Source organism: Shinella sp. NM-101 (assembly GCF_021401195.1).
Lineage (GTDB): Bacteria > Pseudomonadota > Alphaproteobacteria > Rhizobiales > Rhizobiaceae > Shinella.
The window spans coordinates 21,790-41,847 of record NZ_JACBFT010000024.1; the positions used below are offsets into that span (position 1 = coordinate 21,790).

The 20,058-nt window shown below is 67.0% G+C and carries 20 protein-coding genes and 1 pseudogene; 7 read left to right on the forward strand and 14 right to left on the reverse strand.

Features of this window, described 5'->3' with window-relative positions; genetic code table 11:
- Positions 1-42 precede the first annotated feature (42 nt).
- The 6 genes from speB to L0976_RS26345 all read right to left on the reverse strand — a co-directional run bounded on the left by speB (position 43) and on the right by L0976_RS26345 (position 6,199).
- Positions 43-996, reverse strand: coding sequence for an agmatinase (speB, locus tag L0976_RS26320; RefSeq protein ID WP_234189870.1), 954 nt, complete (start codon positions 994-996; stop codon positions 43-45).
- Between the two features lie 86 nt (positions 997-1,082).
- Complete coding sequence (locus tag L0976_RS26325; protein WP_234189871.1) at positions 1,083-2,015, reverse strand: phosphatidate cytidylyltransferase; 933 nt, start codon at positions 2,013-2,015, stop codon at positions 1,083-1,085.
- Positions 2,012-2,668: a lysophospholipid acyltransferase family protein gene (locus L0976_RS26330; protein ID WP_234189872.1), complete on the reverse strand. Its 657-nt coding sequence runs from the start codon at positions 2,666-2,668 to the stop codon at positions 2,012-2,014. Before L0976_RS26330 ends, L0976_RS26325 begins: the two co-directional genes overlap by 4 nt.
- On the reverse strand, positions 2,665-3,099 hold the full coding sequence (locus tag L0976_RS26335; protein WP_234189873.1) for a hypothetical protein: 435 nt from the start codon (positions 3,097-3,099) through the stop codon (positions 2,665-2,667). Before L0976_RS26335 ends, L0976_RS26330 begins: the two co-directional genes overlap by 4 nt.
- Positions 3,096-4,430 carry a phosphatase PAP2/dual specificity phosphatase family protein gene (locus L0976_RS26340; protein WP_234189874.1) on the reverse strand — a complete coding sequence of 445 codons (1,335 nt, stop codon included), beginning with the start codon at positions 4,428-4,430 and terminating at the stop codon, positions 3,096-3,098. Before L0976_RS26340 ends, L0976_RS26335 begins: the two co-directional genes overlap by 4 nt.
- 8 nt (positions 4,431-4,438) lie before the next feature.
- The gene (locus L0976_RS26345) at positions 4,439-6,199 is read right to left on the reverse strand and encodes a bifunctional alpha/beta hydrolase/class I SAM-dependent methyltransferase (RefSeq protein ID WP_234189875.1); all 1,761 of its coding nucleotides are present in this window, start codon (positions 6,197-6,199) and stop codon (positions 4,439-4,441) included.
- 98 nt (positions 6,200-6,297) lie between these two features.
- Here L0976_RS26345 and L0976_RS26350 point away from each other — a divergent pair, with 98 nt between their 5' ends.
- Positions 6,298-6,894 (forward strand): CDP-alcohol phosphatidyltransferase family protein, encoded by a 597-nt coding sequence (locus tag L0976_RS26350; RefSeq protein ID WP_234189893.1) that lies wholly within the window; start codon positions 6,298-6,300, stop codon positions 6,892-6,894.
- A gap of 60 nt (positions 6,895-6,954) precedes the next feature.
- On the opposite strand, the pseudogene L0976_RS26355 reads toward L0976_RS26350, so the two are convergent.
- The 7 genes and pseudogenes from L0976_RS26355 to L0976_RS26385 all read right to left on the reverse strand — a co-directional run.
- A pseudogene (locus L0976_RS26355) lies at positions 6,955-8,214 on the reverse strand (replication-associated recombination protein A); the annotation flags it as partial.
- 112 nt (positions 8,215-8,326) lie between these two features.
- On the reverse strand, positions 8,327-9,097 hold the full coding sequence (locus L0976_RS26360) for an ABC transporter ATP-binding protein (RefSeq protein ID WP_234189876.1): 771 nt from the start codon (positions 9,095-9,097) through the stop codon (positions 8,327-8,329).
- Between the two features lie 9 nt (positions 9,098-9,106).
- Positions 9,107-10,081: an ABC transporter substrate-binding protein gene (locus L0976_RS26365; protein WP_234189877.1), complete on the reverse strand. Its 975-nt coding sequence runs from the start codon at positions 10,079-10,081 to the stop codon at positions 9,107-9,109.
- Positions 10,082-10,112: 31 nt separating this feature from the next.
- A complete protein-coding gene (locus L0976_RS26370; protein ID WP_203315720.1) occupies positions 10,113-10,964 on the reverse strand; it encodes an ABC transporter permease in 852 nt (283 codons plus the stop codon).
- Positions 10,965-10,973: 9 nt separating this feature from the next.
- On the reverse strand, positions 10,974-12,326 hold the full coding sequence (locus L0976_RS26375) for an LLM class flavin-dependent oxidoreductase (RefSeq protein ID WP_234189878.1): 1,353 nt from the start codon (positions 12,324-12,326) through the stop codon (positions 10,974-10,976).
- A 114-nt stretch (positions 12,327-12,440) separates the two neighbouring features.
- A complete protein-coding gene (locus L0976_RS26380) occupies positions 12,441-12,983 on the reverse strand; it encodes a flavin reductase family protein (RefSeq protein ID WP_234189879.1) in 543 nt (180 codons plus the stop codon).
- 180 nt (positions 12,984-13,163) lie between these two features.
- On the reverse strand, positions 13,164-13,556 hold the full coding sequence (locus tag L0976_RS26385) for a RidA family protein (protein WP_203315723.1): 393 nt from the start codon (positions 13,554-13,556) through the stop codon (positions 13,164-13,166).
- Positions 13,557-13,723: 167 nt separating this feature from the next.
- On the opposite strand from L0976_RS26385, the gene L0976_RS26390 reads away from it, so the two are divergent.
- The 5 genes from L0976_RS26390 to L0976_RS26410 all read left to right on the forward strand — a co-directional run bounded on the left by L0976_RS26390 (position 13,724) and on the right by L0976_RS26410 (position 18,644).
- Positions 13,724-14,356, forward strand: a complete 633-nt coding sequence (locus L0976_RS26390; protein ID WP_234189894.1) for a hypothetical protein — start codon at positions 13,724-13,726, stop codon at positions 14,354-14,356.
- 207 nt (positions 14,357-14,563) lie between these two features.
- Entirely contained in the window at positions 14,564-15,766 is a 1,203-nt protein-coding gene (repA, locus tag L0976_RS26395) for a plasmid partitioning protein RepA (RefSeq protein ID WP_370643870.1), read from the forward strand.
- Positions 15,767-15,768: 2 nt separating this feature from the next.
- Positions 15,769-16,794, forward strand: coding sequence for a plasmid partitioning protein RepB (repB, locus tag L0976_RS26400; RefSeq protein ID WP_234189881.1), 1,026 nt, complete (start codon positions 15,769-15,771; stop codon positions 16,792-16,794).
- A gap of 156 nt (positions 16,795-16,950) precedes the next feature.
- Positions 16,951-18,264, forward strand: coding sequence for a plasmid replication protein RepC (repC, locus tag L0976_RS26405; RefSeq protein WP_234189882.1), 1,314 nt, complete (start codon positions 16,951-16,953; stop codon positions 18,262-18,264).
- Positions 18,265-18,353: 89 nt separating this feature from the next.
- A complete protein-coding gene (locus tag L0976_RS26410; RefSeq protein WP_234189883.1) occupies positions 18,354-18,644 on the forward strand; it encodes a DUF6074 family protein in 291 nt (96 codons plus the stop codon).
- Between the two features lie 2 nt (positions 18,645-18,646).
- Here the strand turns inward: L0976_RS26410 and L0976_RS26415 are convergent, their stop codons facing one another.
- The gene (locus L0976_RS26415; RefSeq protein WP_234189884.1) at positions 18,647-19,228 is read right to left on the reverse strand and encodes a LysE family translocator; all 582 of its coding nucleotides are present in this window, start codon (positions 19,226-19,228) and stop codon (positions 18,647-18,649) included.
- Between the two features lie 134 nt (positions 19,229-19,362).
- On the opposite strand from L0976_RS26415, the gene L0976_RS26420 reads away from it, so the two are divergent.
- Positions 19,363-19,863, forward strand: coding sequence for a heme-degrading domain-containing protein (locus L0976_RS26420; RefSeq protein ID WP_234189885.1), 501 nt, complete (start codon positions 19,363-19,365; stop codon positions 19,861-19,863).
- Positions 19,864-20,058 lie beyond the last annotated feature (195 nt).

Below are 20,058 nucleotides of genomic sequence, written 5' to 3' on the forward strand. Positions count from 1 at the left end.
GCCCGAAAGGCTGAGGAAGTGCAACGCGCAGCCCGCCCGGCGTCAGCGTCTCTGCACGCCCGGAAGGACGCAGAGCATCTCGAAAAGCAGGTTCGCCGCCGTTATCGCCGTGTTGCCGGAGGGATCGTAGGGCGGCGAGACCTCGACGAGGTCGCAGCCGACGAGGTTGAGGCCCCAGCAGCCGCGGATGATCTCCAGCGCCTGGATCGTGTTGAGGCCGGCGATCTCGGGCGTGCCGGTGCCGGGCGCGATCGACGGGTCGAGGCTGTCGATGTCGAAGGAGAGGTAGACCGGGCGGTCGCCCATCTGTGCGCGCACCTCCTCCATCAGCGGCGTCAGCGACTTGTGCCAGCACTCTTCCACCTGGACGACCCGGAAGCCCTGCTCGCGCGGCCAGTCGAAATCGTCGGCGGCATAGCCGGTGCCGCGCACGCCGATCTGGATGCAGCGCTTCGTATTGAGCACGCCGGCCTCGACGGCGCGGCGGAACGGCGTGCCGTGGGCGATGGGCTCGCCGAACATGTGCTCGTTGATATCGGCATGGGCGTCGACATGGATGAGGCCGACGGGGCCGTATTTCTCCGCCATGGCGCGCAGGATCGGATAGGAGAGCGTGTGGTCGCCGCCGAGCGTCAGCGGCTTGCAGCCGTCCTTGATGATGCCGCGATAGGCATCGGTGATGATGTCGACGCATTTCGGCAGGTTGAACGTATCGATCGCCACGTCCCCGATGTCGGCCACCTGGAGGCTGTCGAAGGGGGCCGCGCGGGTCGCCATGTTGTAGGGGCGGATCATGCAGCTCTCGGTGCGGATCTGGCGCGGCCCGAAGCGCGTGCCCGGCCTGTTGGACGTGCCGATGTCCATGGGAATGCCCACGAAGCAGGCGTCGAGCCCTTCGGTGGTCGGCTGCGTCGGCAGGCGCATCATGGTGGCCGGGCCGCCGAAGCGGGGCATCTCGTTGCCGCCGAGCGGCTGGTTGAAGGTCTTCGTCGTCATCTCGGTTCCTCCGGCGGGCCGTTCGTTCCTGCGGGCCGCATACTGCCCACGGTTCTAAAGGATTCGGCCTGCGGGAGAAAGCAAGGCTAGGTCCAGGCGTAGCGCACGATGTGGAAGAAGACCGGCGCGGCGAAGACGAGGCTGTCGGCGCGGTCGAGCATGCCGCCGTGGCCCTCGATCATGTGGCCCCAGTCCTTCACCCCGCGGTCGCGCTTGATCGCCGAGGCGACGAGGCCGCCGAAGAAGCCCATGATGCAGGCAAGGCCCGCGAGCGTCCCGGCCTCCAGCGGCGAGAACGGCGTGAGCCAGTAGAGCCCCGCGCCCATCAGCGACGCGCTGGCGATGCCGCCGACGAGCCCCTCCCAGGTTTTCGACGGCGAGATGGACGGCGCGACCTTGTGGCGGCCGAAGAGCTTGCCGAAGATATATTGCAGGACGTCGCAGCCCTGGACGGTCGCGATCAGGAAGGCGATCAGGAGGAGGCCCCTGCCCTCGTTGCCGGGAATGGGCAGCGTCACCAGCGCCGGCACATGGCTGATGCAGTAGACGGAGAGCATGATGCCCCATTGCTGCTCGCTGACCCGCTCGAGAAAGCGGGACGTATCGCCCCGCAGCGCCGTCACGGCCGGCATGGCGAGGAAGCAGTAGACCGGAATGAAGATCGAGTAGAGCCCGTACCAGTCGATCCAGATGAGGTAGTACTGCGCCGGCACGACGACGAGGAACATGCCGAGCAGCGTCCAGCGGTCGGCATGGCGCGTGTTGGTGAGCGTCACGTACTCGCGAAGCGCGGCGAAGGAGACGAAGGCGAAGAGCGCGATCACGCCGCCCTTGCCGAAGAGGAAGGCGATGCTGATGCCCGCCACCATGATCCACCACGCCTTGATGCGTGCATTGAGGTTGTCGAGCGTTGCCGGCAGGGGCTTTGAGCTGCGCCAGGAGAGAATGCCGGCAACGAGGCTCGCCGTGGCGAGAACGGCGACGAGGCCGAGGAAGAGGCGGGTTGTGTCGTCGCTCATCGGCGGTGTCCATCCTTTCGGGGCGCAAGGGCAAGAAGTGCCGCGCGGGCGCGCTCGAGGAAGACCTTCCGGTCCTCCCCGTCTTCCAGCGTGACCGGTTCGCCGAAGACGACGCGGCAGAGCAGCGGAACCGGCAGCAGCGCGCCCTTCGGCAGCACGCGGGACATGTTCTCGATCCAGCAGGGCACGAGCTCGACATCCGGCCGTGCGGCGGCGAGGTTGTAGAGGCCGGAGCGGAAGCGCAGCAGCGGTTCCTCCGTCATGTTTCGGGTTCCCTCGGGAAAGAAGATCAGGGATTCGCCGGCATCGAGCGCCGCGAGCATGACCTGCAGCGGATCGGCCGTGCGCTCCACCCAGTTGCGCTCGACGAGAACGGTGCGCAGGAGTTTGCCCGAGATGAAGCTGCGGACGGCACCGGCCTTCCAGTAGTCCGCACCGGCGACGGCGGCCGTGCGGCTGCGCTCGGCAGGATGCAGGCAGGTCGAGACGAGGATGAAGTCGCCGTGGCTGGCATGGTTGGCGAAATAGATGCGCTGCCGGCCGTTCGGCTTGACGCCCGCCCAGATCGGCCGGACGCCGGTGACGGCACGCGACAGGCCGGCAAGCACCGCGCCGCAGGCCCTTTGCAGGAGAGATGCCTTGCCGCCGGTCATGCGCCGCCTCCCGCCGCATCGAGCAGAAGGATAGCGTAGAGTGCCATGCCGGCGGCGAGCGAGATCCGTTGCAGCCAGACGAGCCGGCGGCATCCGGCAAGGCGCTCCGGCAAGGTCCTCGTGGCGCCGTCCCCTGCCCGTAGGCCCATGCGCACCAGCACATCGTCGATGGCGGCAAGGCCCGCTTCCTCCGCGTCGTGGGACGCGGCGAGCCGGAAGAGCGCGGCATCGAACAGGAGATGGATCGAGAACGCGAGCGGCAGCAGGCAGAAGGCCAGCAGCAGCCACCAGGCGAGCGGCCCGGCGAAGCCGTGGGCGCCCGCGGTCGGCGGCGCAAGGGCGAGGATCAGCAACACCGCACCGCCGCCGATGAAACCGTTGCGCCGCAGCCGGCGGGCGGCGCTCTTGGTTGCGGTTTTCCAGGCCGTCATCGCGCCGCCTCCTCGATGAGGGCATAGGCCTCGAACGGCAGATGGACCGGTCGGCCCGCCGCCTTGATCTGCGCCACGGCCGCGGCGGCGTTCGCGGCTAGGCCGGCGCGCACCAGCCAGCACGCCGCGACCACCGCGCTGCGCTGGAAGCCGAGCGCGCAGCAGACGAGGACCGGGCCATGCCGGCGCGCCGCCTCGACCGCCAGGGCGGCCGCGCGGATGCGTGCGGCGGGTACGGGCAGCAGGTCGAGCGAGGGGAAGGCGTACCAGGCGAGGCCCGGCACCGACAGGCCCGGCAGCTCCGCCGTCATGTCGACGACCGACGCATAGGTCGCCAGTTCCCCGCGCGCCGGCATGCGGCCGAGAAAGACACCGTCGGCAATCTCCGCCGCCGGCGCCAGCCGCCGCGTCCACCAGCGGATGTTCAGCCGCGCGCCCAGCCGGCAGGGCAGGAGCAGCCAGCGGCCCGCAAGGCTCATCCGGCCGTCCGCGCTCTTCTGGAACACGCGCTCTCCCGCGCCGGCATAGCCGAGCGCGACGATGGCCAGCGCGAGAGCGGGCCAGACAAGCAGGAGGCCCGCGCCGGAAACGCGCGTTGCCGGAACGGTCAGCGCGAGGAGAAACGCGGCGCCCGCTGCATAGCAGCCTGCGAGCCGCCGGGCCTTCGCATTCTCCGTCAGCCGGAAGCCGGCAAGCGGAGAGGCCTGTCCTTGCGGGAAGAGCCAGAGGGCGAAGAGGCCGAGCAGCGCGCCCGTCGGGATGTCGATGACGTGATGCTGCCATGTGGTGAGCACGGAAATGCCGATCAGCAGGCTCCAGCCGTGCCATATCGCAAGCCATGTCCCGGCGAGCCGCCGGCGCCAATGATCCCAGACGATGACGACGAGGGCGATGTGCAGCGAGGGCGCCTGGTTGAACGGCCTGTCGAAGCCGCCGAGCACGTCGAACATGAAGCCCGGCAGCCCGTGCGTTTCCGGCCGCACGAAGATGGCCTGCAGGGGAAAGGCGATGAAGCAGGCGACGGCGACGACCTGCGCCGTGAGATACCGCCGCGCCAGCCGGCCGACGTCGTCAGGCGTGTCGTTGACGAAGAGCGAGAGCGCGTAGAAGGCGTTGATCGACCAGTAGGGGACGATGGTCCAGGCGATGAAGGGGATGTGCCCTTCCCAGCCGAAGGCAAGGTTCGGCACGGCCGTTCCCAGCGAGGCCAGCCAGTTCGACGTGCCGTAGGTCAGGTAGAAGAACGGCGCGAGGAACAGCAGCCAGAGCGCCGCCGCGCGGAAAACGGCGCGGCGGTCGACGGCACGAGCGGATGCGACACCCTCCCCCATCGTCGGCCTCAGATGCGCTCGGCCAGCGAGACGGTGAAGATGCCCCATTTGTCGATGCGCTGCTCGATCTTGCGGAAGCCGGCCGCGGCGACGAGCTGGTCCATCTCCTGCTGGGTCCGCCGCCGCATGATCCAGGCCTCGCCGCCGCGATGGGAGGTGAGCGCCCGTGCGATCATTTCGAGCTGCGGATGCCAGGGCTGGCCGGTGTAGAGAAGCAGCGATCCGGGCTCCAGCGCCCGCGACAGGCCATCGAGCGAGGCTTCGATCAGGCCATTGTCCGGGAAGAGCTCGTAGAGGCCGGAGACGATGGCAAGCGTCGGCCGCGGCTCGACAAAAGCAAGGCCATCCGCGTCGAAGGCGTCGGCGCGGTGGAAGGAGGCGATGGCCTCCAGGCCGCGCGCGGCGATCAGCGCCGCGCCTTTTTCCACGTTGACCGGCGAAAAATCCTGCAGCCGGACGCTCTCGGGCTTCGCCTCGGATGCGGCGACGGCATCGAGCACGTAGCGCCCGTGGCCGGCGGCGATGTCGAGGACACGCAGCGGCTTGCCCTCCGCCCTCAGACGCGCGAGCGCCGTGCCGATCAGCTCTTCCAGATGGATCTTCCGCTGCCGGATGCCGCGCCAGCCGATGGCGTCGAGGAACTGCCGGTCGATCAGCCGCCCGCCGGGGCCGAGGCCCCGCGCTTCGTCCTCATAGACGTAATCCAGCGTCGAGCCGGAATCGAAGCCGGTGCGCACGCCCGTGGCGAGGCCCTTGGAAAAGAGGGCGCCGAGGCGGATCGAGGCGCGCGTCAGCGCCCAGTAGAGCCCGCGCGGCGAGACAGGCGAAAGCGGCGTCGCCAGCCGGTCCGCCTCGTCGCGCGTGTAGCCGGAAAGATGCGCCCGCCGCACGTCCGTCACGACCGGCGGCTCGGCGAAGCGTGCGGCGATGAAGGCGCGCACCTTCTCCAGCGCTTTGGCGCGGTCCCGTTCGCCGAGCGTGTCGTGGTAGAAGCCGGGCAGGACATGGCGTTCCTTGATCGTGCTGCCGAGGTTCTCGAAGAAGCGGTGCTGCGGCGCATGGCGCACGACGAAATCGCTGCCGGAAATCAGAAGCTGCGTCGGCACGGTGATCGCGCGCGCATCCGCCACCACGCGATCCGCCGCCTCGTAAAGCTCAAGCAGGATGTTGGAGGCGATGGGGCGGGTGATCAGCGGATCGGCCTTGAACGAGGCGATGCGGTCCGGATCGTGGGTCAGGAAGCGGGCCTTGACGTAGGAGTTGACGAAGAACGTACCCTTCAGCTTCTGCCAGAGCGCGATGCCCTCCTTGGCGAAGGGAACGTAGAGCTTCACGTCGAAGGCCGGCGAGGCGAGCACCAGCGCGCGGATGTCGGGGGCGTAGTCGTGCACCCAGGTCGCGGCAAGTACCGCGCCGACGCTCTGGGCGACGACGGCGATCTCGTTCGTCGCGAAGCCGTCGGTCGCGCAGATGTGGCGCACGAAGCAGTCGAGGTCGCGCACCGAATGGGCGAAGGAGGGCGAATGGCCGCGCTCGCCGGGCGAACGGCCGTGGCCGCGCGCATCCCAGGCATAGAAGGCAAAGTCGTCGAGCCCGAGTTCCTCGGCGATATGGGCGACGCGCCCGCCGTGCTCGTGGCCGCGATGCAGGAGCACGATGGCGCCCTTCGCGGTGCCTGAGCGGGCCGGCCAGACGCGATAGAACAGCTCCACGCCGTCATGGCTCGCAAACGCCTTTTCGATCATGCCGTCATCCCCTTGCACAGACATCGTCCTCCCCTATACGGATGAAGACCCGTATTCGCAGTTGATTTCCAATCGGCTGCGCTTTCATTTCAGTCGCAGCAATCGAGCGGATTCGCGCTTTCATGTCGATCTATAAACTGAAATCGTCCTTCCAGGCCCTGCTCCGCCCGCTGGTGGGGCGCCTGGCCACCATGGGGCTCACCGCCAACCAGGTGACGCTCGTCGCGGCCATCGTCTCGGTGGGGATCGGCGCGCTTCTTCTCGCCCGGCCCGAGCCGGCGCTCTTCGCGCTCGTGCCGGTCTGGATGTTGCTGCGCATGGCGTTCAACGTCATCGACGGCATGCTGGCGCGCGAGCACGGCCAGAAGAGCGCGCTCGGCGGTTATCTCAACGAGATCGCCGACGTCGTTTCCGATGCCGCGCTCTACATACCCTTCGCGATGGTCGCCCCCTTGTCGCTGCCCTGGATGGCGGCGATCGTCTTCCTTGCGACCCTGACGGAATTTGCCGGCGTGCTCGGCGTCGCCCATGGCAACGGGCGGAGCTACGAGGGGCCGATGGGCAAGAGCGACCGGGCGCTGCTGTTCGGGGCGCTGGGCGCGCTCGTCGCGGCCTTCGGCACGCTGCCGGCCTGGACGTGGCATATCCAGCCGATGGCCTGCGTGCTGCTCGTCTGGACCGTCGTCAACCGCGTCCGGGCGGGGCTTGCCGAGCACTGAGCCGTCAGCGTTTTCCGGCAAAGCGGCCGGAGTCGGCCGGCCGGTCACCTGTTCCCAATGCTCGTCGGCGCGCCGCTCGAAGGTGGCGGCATCGCGCGCGTCGCTCTGGTAGAAGGCGCCGCGCGGCACGTCCGGCGCATAGGCCTGGTCGCTCCAGCCGCGCCCGTCGTCATGCGGGAAGGCGTAGCCGACATGGCCGAGCGCCGCTGCGCCCTTGTAATGCGCATCGCGCAGATGCATCGGCACGGCGGATGGCGCCTCGTTCGCCACATGGGCGAGCGCCAGCGAAATGCCGCGGCAGGCGGAATTGGATTTCGGCGCGCGGGCGACGTGCAGGGCCGCATGGGCCAGCACGATCTGCGCCTCGGGATAGCCGATCTTTTCCACGGCATGCAGCGCCGCGACGGCGGTCTGGAGCGCGGTGTTGTCGGCAAGGCCGACGTCCTCGGAGGCGTGGATCATGATCCGCCGGGCGATATAGCGCGGGTCCTCGCCGCCATGGACGAGCCGCGCGAGCCAATAGAGCGTAGCGTCGGGATCGGAACCGCGCATGGATTTCACGAAGGCCGAGACCACGTCGTAATGCGCATCGCCCGAACGGTCGTGGTTGACGGGGGCGGCCGCATAGGCCTCCTCGACCATGGCTTCGCTGATGACGACCGGTGCGCCGGGCGCGTGCCCGACCGCAAGGCTTTCCAGGACGGTCAGCGCCCGGCGGGCGTCGCCGCCGGAACGGCCGGCGATGCGGCGCAGCAGGGCGGGCTCCAGCGTGACCTCGATGCCGCGTGCCGCAAGGTGATGCAGACCACGCCGGACCACCTCTTCCATCTCCTCGATGGCCAGCGGTTCCAGTTTCAGGATGGAGGAGCGGGAAATGAGAGCGGGGGTCAGGGTGTGGTAGGGATTGCCCGTCGTGGCGCCGATGAAGTCCGCGACGCCCTCTTCGCAGAGCGCAAGCAGGTGATCCTGCTGCGTGGCGCTGAAGCGGTGCACCTCGTCCGCGAAGAGCAGCGTGGGCCGCATGCGCGCCTCGTCGGCGATCTTGCGGATGTCGGCGACATTGTTGTGGGCGGCGTGCAGCGGGCGGAAGTTCTTGCCGAGCATGTTGCCGATGGCGCGGGCGATAGACGTCTTGCCGAGCCCCGGCGGGCCGTAGAGGATGATGCTGCCGAGCCTTCCCGCAGCGATGCGCCGGCGCAGCATCGTGCCGGGGCCGATGACCCTTTCCTGGCCGATCACGTCGTCCAGCGTCGCCGGGCGCAGTTCCGCGGCGAGCGGCATGGAGCCGGTGCGCGGCGCGGCATCGAAAAGATCGGTCATGGGATCCCCCGTCGAAAGGCTCTTTCATTCCGACCGGGGCGTGAAGAGACCCGCCCGGCCGGATGACGTTCGTCTATCGGCCGGAGCGGGCGGGGTCAAAGGCAATCATGCGTCAATGCAGGCCGAAGAGGTTCAGCAGTTCCTCGCGATGGCGCACGAATTCGGGCGAGCTGCGGTCGCGGGGGCGCGGCAGGTCGATCTCGATGAGCCGTGGCGCGGCGTTTTTCTCGCGCGGCAGGATGAGGATGCGGTCGGCAAGATAGACCGCCTCTTCGAGGTCGTGGGTGACGAGGATGGTCGTCACGTCCTCGTCGCGCCAGATGCGCGTCAGCTCCTGCTGCATGCCGATCTTCGTCATGGCGTCGAGGGCGCCGAGCGGCTCGTCGAGCAGCTGGATCTCCGGCTGCACCGCCAGCGCCCGGGCGATGCCGACGCGCTGCGCCATGCCGCCCGAGAGCTGGCGCGGATAGGCGTTCTCGAAGGCCTGAAGGCCGACGAGCTGCACATAGCGGCGCGCCCGGTTCTTCCCTTCCGCACGGCCGACGCCGCGCGTGTCGAGGCCGAAGGCGACGTTTTCCAGCACGGTCAGCCAGGGCAGGAGCCGTGGCTCCTGGAAGATGACGGCGCGCTCGGCGCCGACGCCCTTCACGGCCCTGCCGTCGATCAGCACCTCGCCGCCATCGGCATTCTCCAGCCCGGCGAGGATGCGCAGCAGCGTCGTCTTTCCCGATCCGCTGGCCCCGACGATGGCAAGGCTCTCGCCGGAGCGGATGTTCAGGTTCACGTCGCTGAGGACGGGCAGCGGCCGGCCGTCCAGCGTGTAGGACTTGGAGAGGTGACGGATCGCCACCTCTCCGCGCACGGTTTCGGCGGAAAGGCTCATGGTCCTGCCTCAGTTCGTTGCGGTGTCGGGCGTGTAGAGGACGTCCTTCGCCGCAAGCTGGCCTTCCTTCAGCTTGCCCTCGCGGACCAGCACGTCGATCCAGAACTGCACGTCCCGCTCGACCGGCAGGCCGCCGGCGCGCACGCCGTAGCCGCGGAAATACTGCGCGATGTCCGGGTTCTCACCGCGCTCCTTCAGCGCCTTGGCGAGGAGCTGGCGGGTTTCTTTCGGATGCTCGCGGGCATAGTCGAGCGCGCGGGCGGACTGTTCCACGAAGGCCTTGGCGGCCTCGGGATGCGCCTTCACGAAGTCGCGGCGCAGCACCACGAAGCCGCCGGCGATCTCGCCGAGCACGTCCGTGTCGCCGAAGACCGCGCGCAGGCCGCCGTTCTTCCTGGCCGCGCCCTCGAAGGTGGTCTGCCAGTAGCCGAAGGCCGAGATGTCGACCTGGCCGGAACGCAGGACCTGCTCGAGCTGCGGACCCGGCACGACGACCTGGTTCGCCGAATCCGACGGCAGGCCGACCGAGTGCAGCGCCTCGCGGATCGTGTAGTCGAGATGGGCACCCAGCGTGTTCACCGCGATGCTCTTGCCGGCGATATCCTTGATGGCCTTGATGGGGCTGTCTTCCAGCACGTAGAAGATCGACTCCACCTCCTTGTTGATGCCGTTGGAGGGATAGGCGGCGACGAAGTCGTTGCCGCCGATGATGGAGTTGAGCACGGCCGAGGTCGCCGCGCTGCCGATCTCCACGTCGCCGGAGGCGAGCGCGATCAGCGAGGCCGGGCCGCCCGCGGCATAGCCGACATTTTCGAGCGTGATGCCGGTGCCCTCGAAATAGCCGAGCTCGGCGGCCAGCTCATGGGCGGAAAGGCCGCCCTGGCTTGCGAGATAGCGCAGCTTGACCTCCTCTGCGGAGGCCGCGCCGGCAAGGCCGAGGAAGAGGGCTGCGGAAAGCAGGAGCTTGCGGGAATGGAAGGTCATTTCGGTGTCCTTTCGGAAAATGGGAGCAGGATCAGGCGGCCGGCTGCGACCAGCGGCAGAGCTTGCGCTGGAGAAGGACGAGCACGGCATTGGCGGCAAGGCCGAGCAGGGCGAGCAGCAGGATCGCCGCGAACATCAGCGGGATCTGGAAATTGTACTGGGCGTTCATCACCTGGAAGCCGATGCCCTTGTTCGCGCCGATCATCTCGGCGGCGATGAGGAGCAGGAGCGCCGTGGTCGCCGACAGGCGCAGGCCCACGAAGATGGCGGGAACCGAGGCCGGCAGCACCACCCGGCGGAAGATGGTGAAGCGGCTCGCCCCATAGGTTCGCGCCATCTCGATGAGCTTGGTGTCGACCTCCTTCACCCCGCCGATGGTCGCAAGCAGAAGCGGAAAGAGCGTCGCCCAGAAGATGACGAAGACCTTCGACGTTTCGCCGAGCCCGAGCAGCAGGATGAAGACGGGATAGAGTGCGAGCGCGGACGTCTGGCGGAAGAACTGCAGCAGCGGATCCAGCGCCTGCTCGACGACTCGGACCTGCCCCATGACGAGGCCGAGCGGGACGCCGATGGCGACGGCCGCGAGGAAGGCGATGCCGGACCGCTGGAGGCTGATCGCGATGTCATCGACGAGCGCGCCGCTGGAAATGCTGTCCCACAGCGCGGCGAGGATGGTGTCGAGCGGCGGGAAGACGGAGGGGTTGACCCAGCCCTGCGTGCTCGAGATCTGCCAGAGCGCCAGGAAGCCCAGCACAATGCCGTAGCGGGCGACGAAGGGCGACAGGGCGGCGCTCAGCCGTCCGACCCGGGCGGGCGCCGTACGTGGACGCGCGGCCAGGCGGAAATCCGCGCCGAGGGTGGAGTTGACGTTCTCATAGGACATGACGCCCTCCTATTCGGCGGCCTGGACGGCGTTGCGCGCGCCGGCCCAGCGGTTGACGGGGAACGGCAGGCCGAGGTTTTCGCGCAGCGTCGTGCCCTCGTAGGCGGTGCGGAACAGGCCCCGGCGCTGGAGCTCGGGGATCACCAGGTCGACGAAGTCGTCGAGCGCCGTCGGCAGCCACGGCGGCAGGATGTTGAAGCCGTCGGCGGCCTCGTTCTCGAACCATTCCTGCAACGTATCGACGATCGTCTCGGGCGTGCCGACGATGGTGAAGTGCCCGCGCGCGGTGGCGACCCACTGGTAGAGCTGGCGAATCGAGAAATTGTTCTCGTCGGCGATCTGGCGGATGAGCGCCTGCCGGCTTTTCATGCCCTCGGTGGGCGGGGCGGGCGGCAGCGGGCCGTCGACGTCGTAGCCGCGCAGGTCGAGCGTCCCGCCGGTCAGGCCGTTGAGAAGCCCGACGCCGTCTTCCTCAAGGATCAGCGAGGTCAGGCGCTCGTATTTCTCGCGTGCCTCCTCCTGCGTGCGGCCGACGAAGGCGGCGACGCCCGGCATGACGAGGATGTGGTCCGGGTTGCGGCCAAGGCCCCGGGCGCGCGCCTTGATGTCGCGGTAGAATTCCTGCGCCGTCTCGATGTGCTGGTGGGCGGTGAAGATCACCTCGGCCGTGGCCGCGGCAAGCCCGCGCCCGTCATCCGACTGGCCCGCCTGCACGATCACCGGATGGCCCTGGGGCGAGCGGGGAACGTTGAGCGGCCCGCGCACCTGGAAATGTTCGCCGCGATGCTCGCTCTCGTGCAGCTTTTCCGGATCGTAGAAGACGCCGCTCTCCTTGTCGCGGATGAAGGCGTCGTCCTCGAAGCTGTCCCAGAGCTTCTTGACCGCCTCGACATGCTCGCCGGCGCGGCGATAGCGCGCGGCGTGCGGCAACTGGGTCTCGCGGTTGAAGTTCTGCGCGGTCGGATCGCCCGTCGTCGTGACGACGTTCCACCCGGCCCGGCCTCCCGAAATGAGGTCGAGCGAGGCGAATTTGCGGGCCGTGTTGTAGGGCTCCTCGTAGGTGGTGGATGCCGTGGCGATGAAGCCGAGGTTCTTCGTGAACGGTGCGAGCGCGGAGAAGAGCGTCACCGGCTCGAAGCCCGCGACGCGGGCGTTGCCGCCCTCCCTCGCCCCGCCGAAACCGATGGCGAGGTTGTCGGCCAGGAAATAGGCGTCGAAGAGGCCGCGTTCGGCCGTCTGGGCGAGTTGCCGGTGGAAGTCGAGGCTGGTTGCGCCGTCGGCCGGCTGGTCCGGATGCCGCCACGAGGCGATGTGCTGCCCGCCGCCCGGAAGGAATGCGCCAAGCCTGATCTTGCGTGTCATCTTGTTTCCTTTCGCTTCTTTTCGAAGGTGGCCGCCTTTGGCCGCAGTTTCGCGTTCCCGCCGACGGGCGGGTCTTCCATGCCTGGATGTCGCTTGATGGAAGCCGCCCGGCCGTTACCGGGGCACGGCGTGATAGCGGCCGTCCTGATAGAGCAGCGAGTGACCGGTGCCGATGCGGATCGCCTGCACCTTGCCGATGACGATCACATGGCTGTGCCGCTCGATGGCTTCCTCGACGGTACAATCGATGGCCGCGACGGCATCGACCAGCAGGGGCGCGCCGCTGATGGCGGTGGTCCATTCCGCGCCGCGGTAACGATCGGGACCGCGCAGGCCGCCACGGCCGGCGAACTGGTCGGCAAGCGTCTCATGGGCGGGGCCGACGATGTTGATGCCGAGATGGCCGTATTGCTCGACGACGGGCCAGGTCGAGGAGGTGCGGTTGAGGGAAACGAGCATGCGCGCCGGCTCGACGGAGAGCGCGGTCGCGGAGGTGACGGTGGCGCCCGTTCGCGTTTCCCCCTGCCCTGCCGTGATGATGCTGACCCCGCCGCCCAGCGTGCGCAGCGCAGCCTTCAGGCTGTCGGCATCGGCCGGATGGTCCGGCGGCACCGTACCGCGGATGTTGAAATGCGTGTTCTCGATATGGGCATTCATCGTTCCCGCTCCGCTGGAGACCCCTGAGGCTTATAGGGATACCAAACGAAAACGGGGGTCAGCAGGCACGGCTTTCTTTAATTGACTATTTTTATAGAAAATATGCACATAGAAGGATGGCGCGATGGCCGATGTTCCCAGGAAGGCCCTTGCACGCCGGGGATTGCGGCATGGCCGGCATCAGAAAGACCCGCGCCGCGCGGCCATGGCCGTCACCTCCACCTTCATGCCGGGATCGGCGAGCGCACTGACGCCGACGGCACAGCGGACGGGATAGGGCTTCCTGAAAAAGCTGCAGTAGACCTCGTTGAAGGCGGGACGGTCGGCCATGTCGGTGAGATAGATCGTCAGGTGTATGACGTCGGCGAGGCTGCTGCCGGCCTTTTCCAGCGAGGCTTTCAGGCTTTCGAGCGTGGCGACGCTCTGCGTCCTGATGTCACCCGTTTCCAGCGAACCGTCCGCGCGAAGCGGAATATGTGTCGTCATCAGGAGGTTGCCCAGGCCCGCGACGTCGGACGAAATCTCGCCCTCGTCCGTATCCTCGATGAAGAAGGGTGCGTTGTTTTCGGCCATGCGATTCTCCCTTGGCGGTGGTTGGCGGCAGCACCACCGTTTTACCATTCCGCCGTCAACCGAAAACGCCGTGCTGACGTGCGATGCAAAGCGGGTGGCGCCCGGTGGCGCTGCGCACTATGGTTTGCAGAACCCTCGCGATGGCCCGTCATTCAGGTCGGATAGGCATGCCGCTTCAAAACCGTGTCACACCGTTCGGCGAGATCGTCGCCATCGCGCAGCGGGGCCTTTTCACCGGCAATCGCGGCATCATTCACGATCCGGCGACCAGAACGCTCCTCGGCAAACGCTGGGCCGGCAAGGCATGGCTGATCTGCGCCTGCGAATACAAGAACCGTCGCCGCGTGGTGATGGGCGGCAGAAGCTGGACCGAGCTGTTTTTCCTCGACGAGGCCATTGCCCTCGCCGCCGGCCACAGGCCCTGCTTCTTCTGCCGGCGCGAAGCGGCGGAGGCATTCCGCGCCCTCTGGGCTGCGGCAAAACGGGAACCGCTTCCCTCCGCCGCCGCGATCGACGCTACGCTTCATGGCGAGCGCCTTGTGGGACGGAAGAAACGGCTGCATCCGATTGCAGGCCCGCTCCCGGCGCTTCCAGACGGCACGATCGTCGCCGTCGGAAAGGACGCGTTCACGCTTTGCGCTGGACTTGCCTATCGCTGGACCGAAGCCGGTTACGCCCTGCCGCAGGGCCTCGACAGGGCCGACGGGCTTCTCACGCCGCCTTCGACGGTGCTGGTGCTGGCTGCCGGATACCGGCCCGTTTTCCACCCCTCCATGGACGTGGCAATAAACGGTGGGTAACCTCGCCTGCATCTGTCTGGCGGCCCCGCGCCGCGCTAGAAGAGTGTGGCAAGCAATGCCTGCGGCCCGGCAAACGCCGGCGCGCGAGGGCTCGCGGTTACTTTCCGTTAACCATTAATGCCTTGCTCTAACATCAGAATCGGTTCTAAATGCGGTTTAATCCCTCATATGGGCTTGAAATCGCATTTTGAGATTCTCGACATGAATATGGCCGCAATGTTCGGACAGGCAATTTCCGAGGTCGATCAACTGATCATCGGGCAGGCGCACGAACTGTCAGACAAGTTGAAGCAGCACCGGCTGGAGATGTTCCCGCCCGTTGCGCAGAAGACCCTGCGCCAGTTCCAGCTGAGTGAGGCTGCCCACTTCCTCGGCGTCACCAGCGGCTACCTGCGCAATCTTTCGCTCGAATCCAAGGGGCCGCTGCCGCAGGTCACGCCGTCCGGCCGCCGCTCCTATACGGCCGAGCAGTTGCAGGAAATGCGCGAGTATCTGGAACAGAACAGCCGCGGCCAGCGCTATGTGCCGCGGCGGCGCGGAAGCGAGCATCTGCAGGTCATCGCGGTGGTGAACTTCAAGGGCGGCTCGGGCAAGACGACGACGACGGCGCATCTGGCGCAAAATCTCGCGCTGACGGGGCACCGCGTCCTTGCCGTCGATCTCGACCCCCAGGCCAGCCTTTCGGCGATCCACGGCTTCCAGCCGGAATTCGACGTCAACGAGAACGAGACCCTCTATGGCGCGATCCGCTATGACGACCAGCGCCGGCCGTTGAAGGAGATCATCCGCAAGACGAATTTCCCGGGCCTCGACATCGTGCCCGGCAATCTCGAGCTCATGGAGTTCGAGCACGACACCCCGCGCATTCTCGCGCAGGGCAACAGCGGCGACTACGGCCGGATCTTCTTCGCGCGGCTCGACGAGGCGCTTTCGTCCGTGGCCGACGACTACGACGTGGTGGTGATCGACTGCCCGCCGCAGCTCGGCTTCCTGACGATGAGCGCCATCTGCGGCGCCACCGCGGTGCTCATCACCGTGCATCCGCAGATGCTCGACGTCATGTCCATGTGCCAGTTCCTGCAGATGCTGGGCGAGGTGCTGAACACGCTGAAGAGCGCCGGCGGCAACATGAACCTCGACTGGCTGCGCTACCTCGTCACCCGCTACGACCCGGCCGACGGCCCGCAGACGCAGATGGTCGCCTTCATGCGCTCGCTGTTCAAGCAGCATGTTCTGACCAACCCGATGGTGCGAAGCGTTGCCATCGCGGATGCGGCGCTGACCAACCAGACGCTCTACGAGGTCGACCGCAGCCAGTTCACGCGGGCGACCTATGACCGCGCGCTTGAGTCCATGGAAGCGGTCAACGCGGAAATCGTCGATCTCATTCACAGGGCGTGGGGGCGTTGATCATGGCGCGCAAGAACGTTCTTTCCAACCTGATGAACCCGGCGCCGGAGAAGTTGACGCCGGTAAACCCGGCTTCGGAAGAACCGCGCCAGCACGTCACCTACAAGGGGATCGGTGCGCTCGGCGCCGTGACGCGCAGCATCGACGCGCTTGCCGCCAAGGCCGACGCCGCCAAGGAAATCGAGGCGAAGCTGACGGCCGGCGAGGTCGTCATCGAGCTCGAGCCCGACCAGATCGAGGAATCCTTCATTTCCGACCGTCTGGTGCATTCCGACCAGCAGTTCCAGGAACTCGTCGAGGCGATGCGCGTGCGCGGCCAGGATTCGCCGATCCTCGTGCGCCCCCATCCCGCAAAGGACGGGATCTACCAGATCGCCTTCGGCCACCGGCGCGCGAAGGCCGCCCGCCTGCTCGGCCGGCCTGTCCGTGCGGTGGTCAAGGTGCTGACCGACCGCGACCACGTCATCGCCCAGGGCCAGGAGAACAGCGCGCGGGCGGATCTTTCCTTCCTTGAGCGGGCGACCTTCGCGGGAGAACTGGAAGCGCGCGGCTTCGACCGCGAGACGATCATGGCGGCGCTCAGCGCGGACAAGACGACCCTTTCGAAAATGCTGTCGGTCGTGAACCGGATACCGAAGGCGGTCCGTTCCGGCATCGGTCCGGCGCTCTCCATCGGCCGCGATCGCTGGCACGAGCTCGCGACGCGTTTCGACGACCCCGCCAACGAAGACAAGGCGGTGGAGTTTCTTGCGCGCGAGCGTATCAAGGCCCGTTCGCCGGAAGAGCGCTTCAACCTTCTCGGCAACCATCTGGCGCGGACGGATACGCCCGTGGTTGCCAAGGCGGCCCCGGCCACATGGCGGCGCAAGGATGGGCCGGTCGAAGCCAGCATCAAGACCAACGGCCGCCAGTACACGATCGCGCTGAAAGCGGCGGAAGCGGCCGCCTTCGGCGCCTACATCACCCGCAATCTGGATCGCCTCTACGAGGCGTACCGTTCTGAAAACAATCAGAAATCAGGAGATTGATCCGCAAAAGAAAAAGGCCCCCTCAACGTTACCGTCGCGGAAGCCCTTCTCATCGTTTAGCAGCCTGAGAATCGCACTTCCCCGAATCACAGTCAAGCCTTTTCGGCGCCGGTTTCGGTGATGGGGTCTCTTTTGCCTGTTGAAAGGTGAAGAGACATGGAGACGGACGGCATAACGACGCCCTTCGGGCGGCGTGCGATGACGCTTGGCATGCTGGCAAGCCAAGCGATCGCCAAGACGGTCTCGCCCGAGGCGAGCGTGGACAAGTGGAAGCTCTATCGCTGGCTCTGCGAGGCGCGGCCGAAGCTCGGCATCAGCGATCGGTCGCTTTCGGTGCTCAATGCGCTGATGAGCTTCTATCCGAAGACCGACCTCGTCGGCAGCGAGGGGCTGGTCGTGTTTCCCTCCAATGCCCAGCTTTCGCTGCGCACGCACGGCATGGCCGAGACGACGCTGCGCCGCCATCTTGCCGCGCTTGTCGAGGCCGGCCTACTGACGCGCCGCGACAGCCCGAACGGCAAGCGCTATGTGCGCCGCGACCAGCAGGGCACGATCGGCGAAGCGTTCGGCTTCTCCCTTGCGCCGCTGCTCGCCCGGGCCGGGGAGATCGAGACGCTTGCCGCGGAAGTCTCGGCCGAACGGCTCCTGCTGCAGCGGCTGCGCGAGCGCGTGACGCTGGTCCGCCGCGACATCGCCAAGCTGATCGAGACCGCGTTGGAAGACGGCCTGGCCGGCGACTGGCTGGGATTCGAGGCGGAATACCGCCGCCAGGTCCAGGCGCTGCCGCGCGTTGCAACTGTAGAAATACTGGCGCCGATCCTCGCGGCGCTCGAGACCCTGCGCGCAGACGTCCTTAAATGCCTGGACCAGCAGGTAAATTTTAAGAATACGGCTGGCAATGCCGACCATACTGAGCGGCACAAACAGAATTCAAAATCCGACTCCACCTCTGACTTTGAACCTCGCTTCGAAAAGAAGCCGGGTGGCGATGGTGAAACCCCACCTCGACCGGCGGCAGGATGGGAGACGTCGGCGGCACCCGAAGGCGAACCGTTGAAAACTGGAGCGCGGATGCAGGCGGTCCGCCGCAATCACGGTCATCTTTCGGCAGGAGCCGATCCGCACAAGCCCTACCCGCTGCCCCTCGTCCTGCAGGCCTGCCCCGAAATCGTGCCCTTCGGGCCTGGCGGCAGCATTTCGAACTGGCGCGACTTCATGACGGCGGCCGTCGTGGTGCGTTCGATGCTGGCCGTCAGCCCGTCGGCCTATGAGGAGGCCTGCGCGGCGCTCGGCCCTGAGAATGCGGCGACGGTGATCGCCTGCATTCTCGAGCGCGCCGGCCATATCAACTCGGCGGGCGGTTATCTGCGCGATCTCACCCGCAGGGCCGAGCGTGGCGAATTCTCGCTCGGCCCGATGCTGATGGCCCTGGCACGAGCGAACGGCGCGCCGGCAAAGCGTGCGGGATGATGGCAGGAGGCGCCACGAATCCGCTTTGGAAACCGCATGTTAACCATGCGGTTCCTAATCATGGGCGGAAGACAAGGAAGCCCGAATCAATGCCGTCATTTGCCTCGGCCCAGCCGCGCCGCTCCATTGCCGCCAAGTCCGGCCCCGTCGTGCCCTTCCCCGCCGAGCGGAGGACCGCGCATGTGCGGCGCTGCGCCGGGGAGCTCGACGGCCTGCAGGGCGAGGATGCCCGCCTCTACTGGATGAAAGTCTGCCGCGAACTGGCAGAGGAATTGCGCAAGCTCGGAACGAGCGAAAACCAGGCGCGAGCGGCGGTCTTCGCCTTTCAGGACGAGGTGCAGCAGGAGCTTTCCCGCATGCACCTTGCGGAAGACCTCTGACCTCAGATCATGCCGGAGGCACTGCCGGCAAGCCCGATCGAGAATGCCGCGAGGCAGAAGGCCGCGATCCGGTAGATCAGGCGCGGTGAAAGCAGCGGTGTCCGGCCGGCGAGGCCGCCGAGCGTCAGGAAACCGGTTCCGGCGCAAAGCACGAGCAGGCTGAAAAGGCCGAGGGCCGGTGCGATATCAACAAGCGCTCCGTGCGGCATGATGACGAGCCCGATGATCGGCGCCTTCGGATTGAGAAGCGTGGTCAGGAACACCTGGCCGACCGTTACGGGCGCCGATGAACTCCGAGCCTTCTCGACGGAGGAAACCCGCCAGAGTCGGATCGCCAGGAACAGCACCCAGCAGGCGGCGAGCAGGCGAAGGCCGGCAGCAAGTGCCGGGCGACCTTCCAGAAGGGAGGCCCCAATGGTCGCCAGCGGGACAACGACGACCAGATAACCCAGAATCTCGCCCAGAAGCAGCGGCAGGCTGGCGCGCAGGCCACGCGCTGCCGCGCCCACGGTCAGCAGCGTGTTGGTTGGCCCCGGCGTCAAGAGCAGCGCGAGAATGGCGAAAGCGAAGAAACTGTCCGGCATCGGAAATCCGTCGGTCGATTGAGGTGGCCCACACTAGGGTCTTCGTGCACCGCATCCTTGATCTCCGTCAAGCCGCCTTCCCCTCGATAGCGAGTCCCGGTAGAAGCGATCAGGTGAAACCAAGGGAGGCGGCGATGACGGAGACGATTGCGCAGGACATCCGGCGACTGGAAGAACAGGAGCGACTCCTGCGATTCAGCAGCTTCGGTGTGGAGGACGCCTGGGTGCTTGGAAACCGTGTTCGCGAAACCGCCCTCGCCCGCGGCGCCGGCGTCGCGATCGACATTTCGCTGCGCGACCGCACGCTTTTTCATACCGCCCTGCCCGGCAGCACGACCGACAACGCCGAATGGATTCGCCGCAAGCGCAATACCGTGCTGCGCCTGTGGAGCGCCTCCTATCTCGTCGGCCGGCGGCTGGCGCTTTCGGGGCGCGACCAGCTCGAAGCGCGCAACCTTTCCTATGCTGACTTCTCCGTCCATGGCGGCAGCTTTCCGCTTTTCGTCGGCGATCTCGGCTGCGTCGGCGCCGTGACGGTTTCCGGCGTGCCGGAGCGGATCGACCATGCGATCGTCACGGATGCGATCGCGTCGTTCCTGAATATCGCTCTCGGCGACGCCCGCCTGCCGGAGTGAGTACTCCCCTCCCCGCCTTTCTCACAGAGATCGACCAACGCGTCCCGCCGGAATGATGCGGGACTCCTTCGTCCGATAAGGCGGCCTCATACCGTGGTCTTAGCGCTGTCGTGCTGTCGTTTGCTTCATCGCGGCGTGCACGGCGGGTCTGAAGAAAAGCCATCGGCCCTGCATGTTCCTTGCCGGCCATGCGGT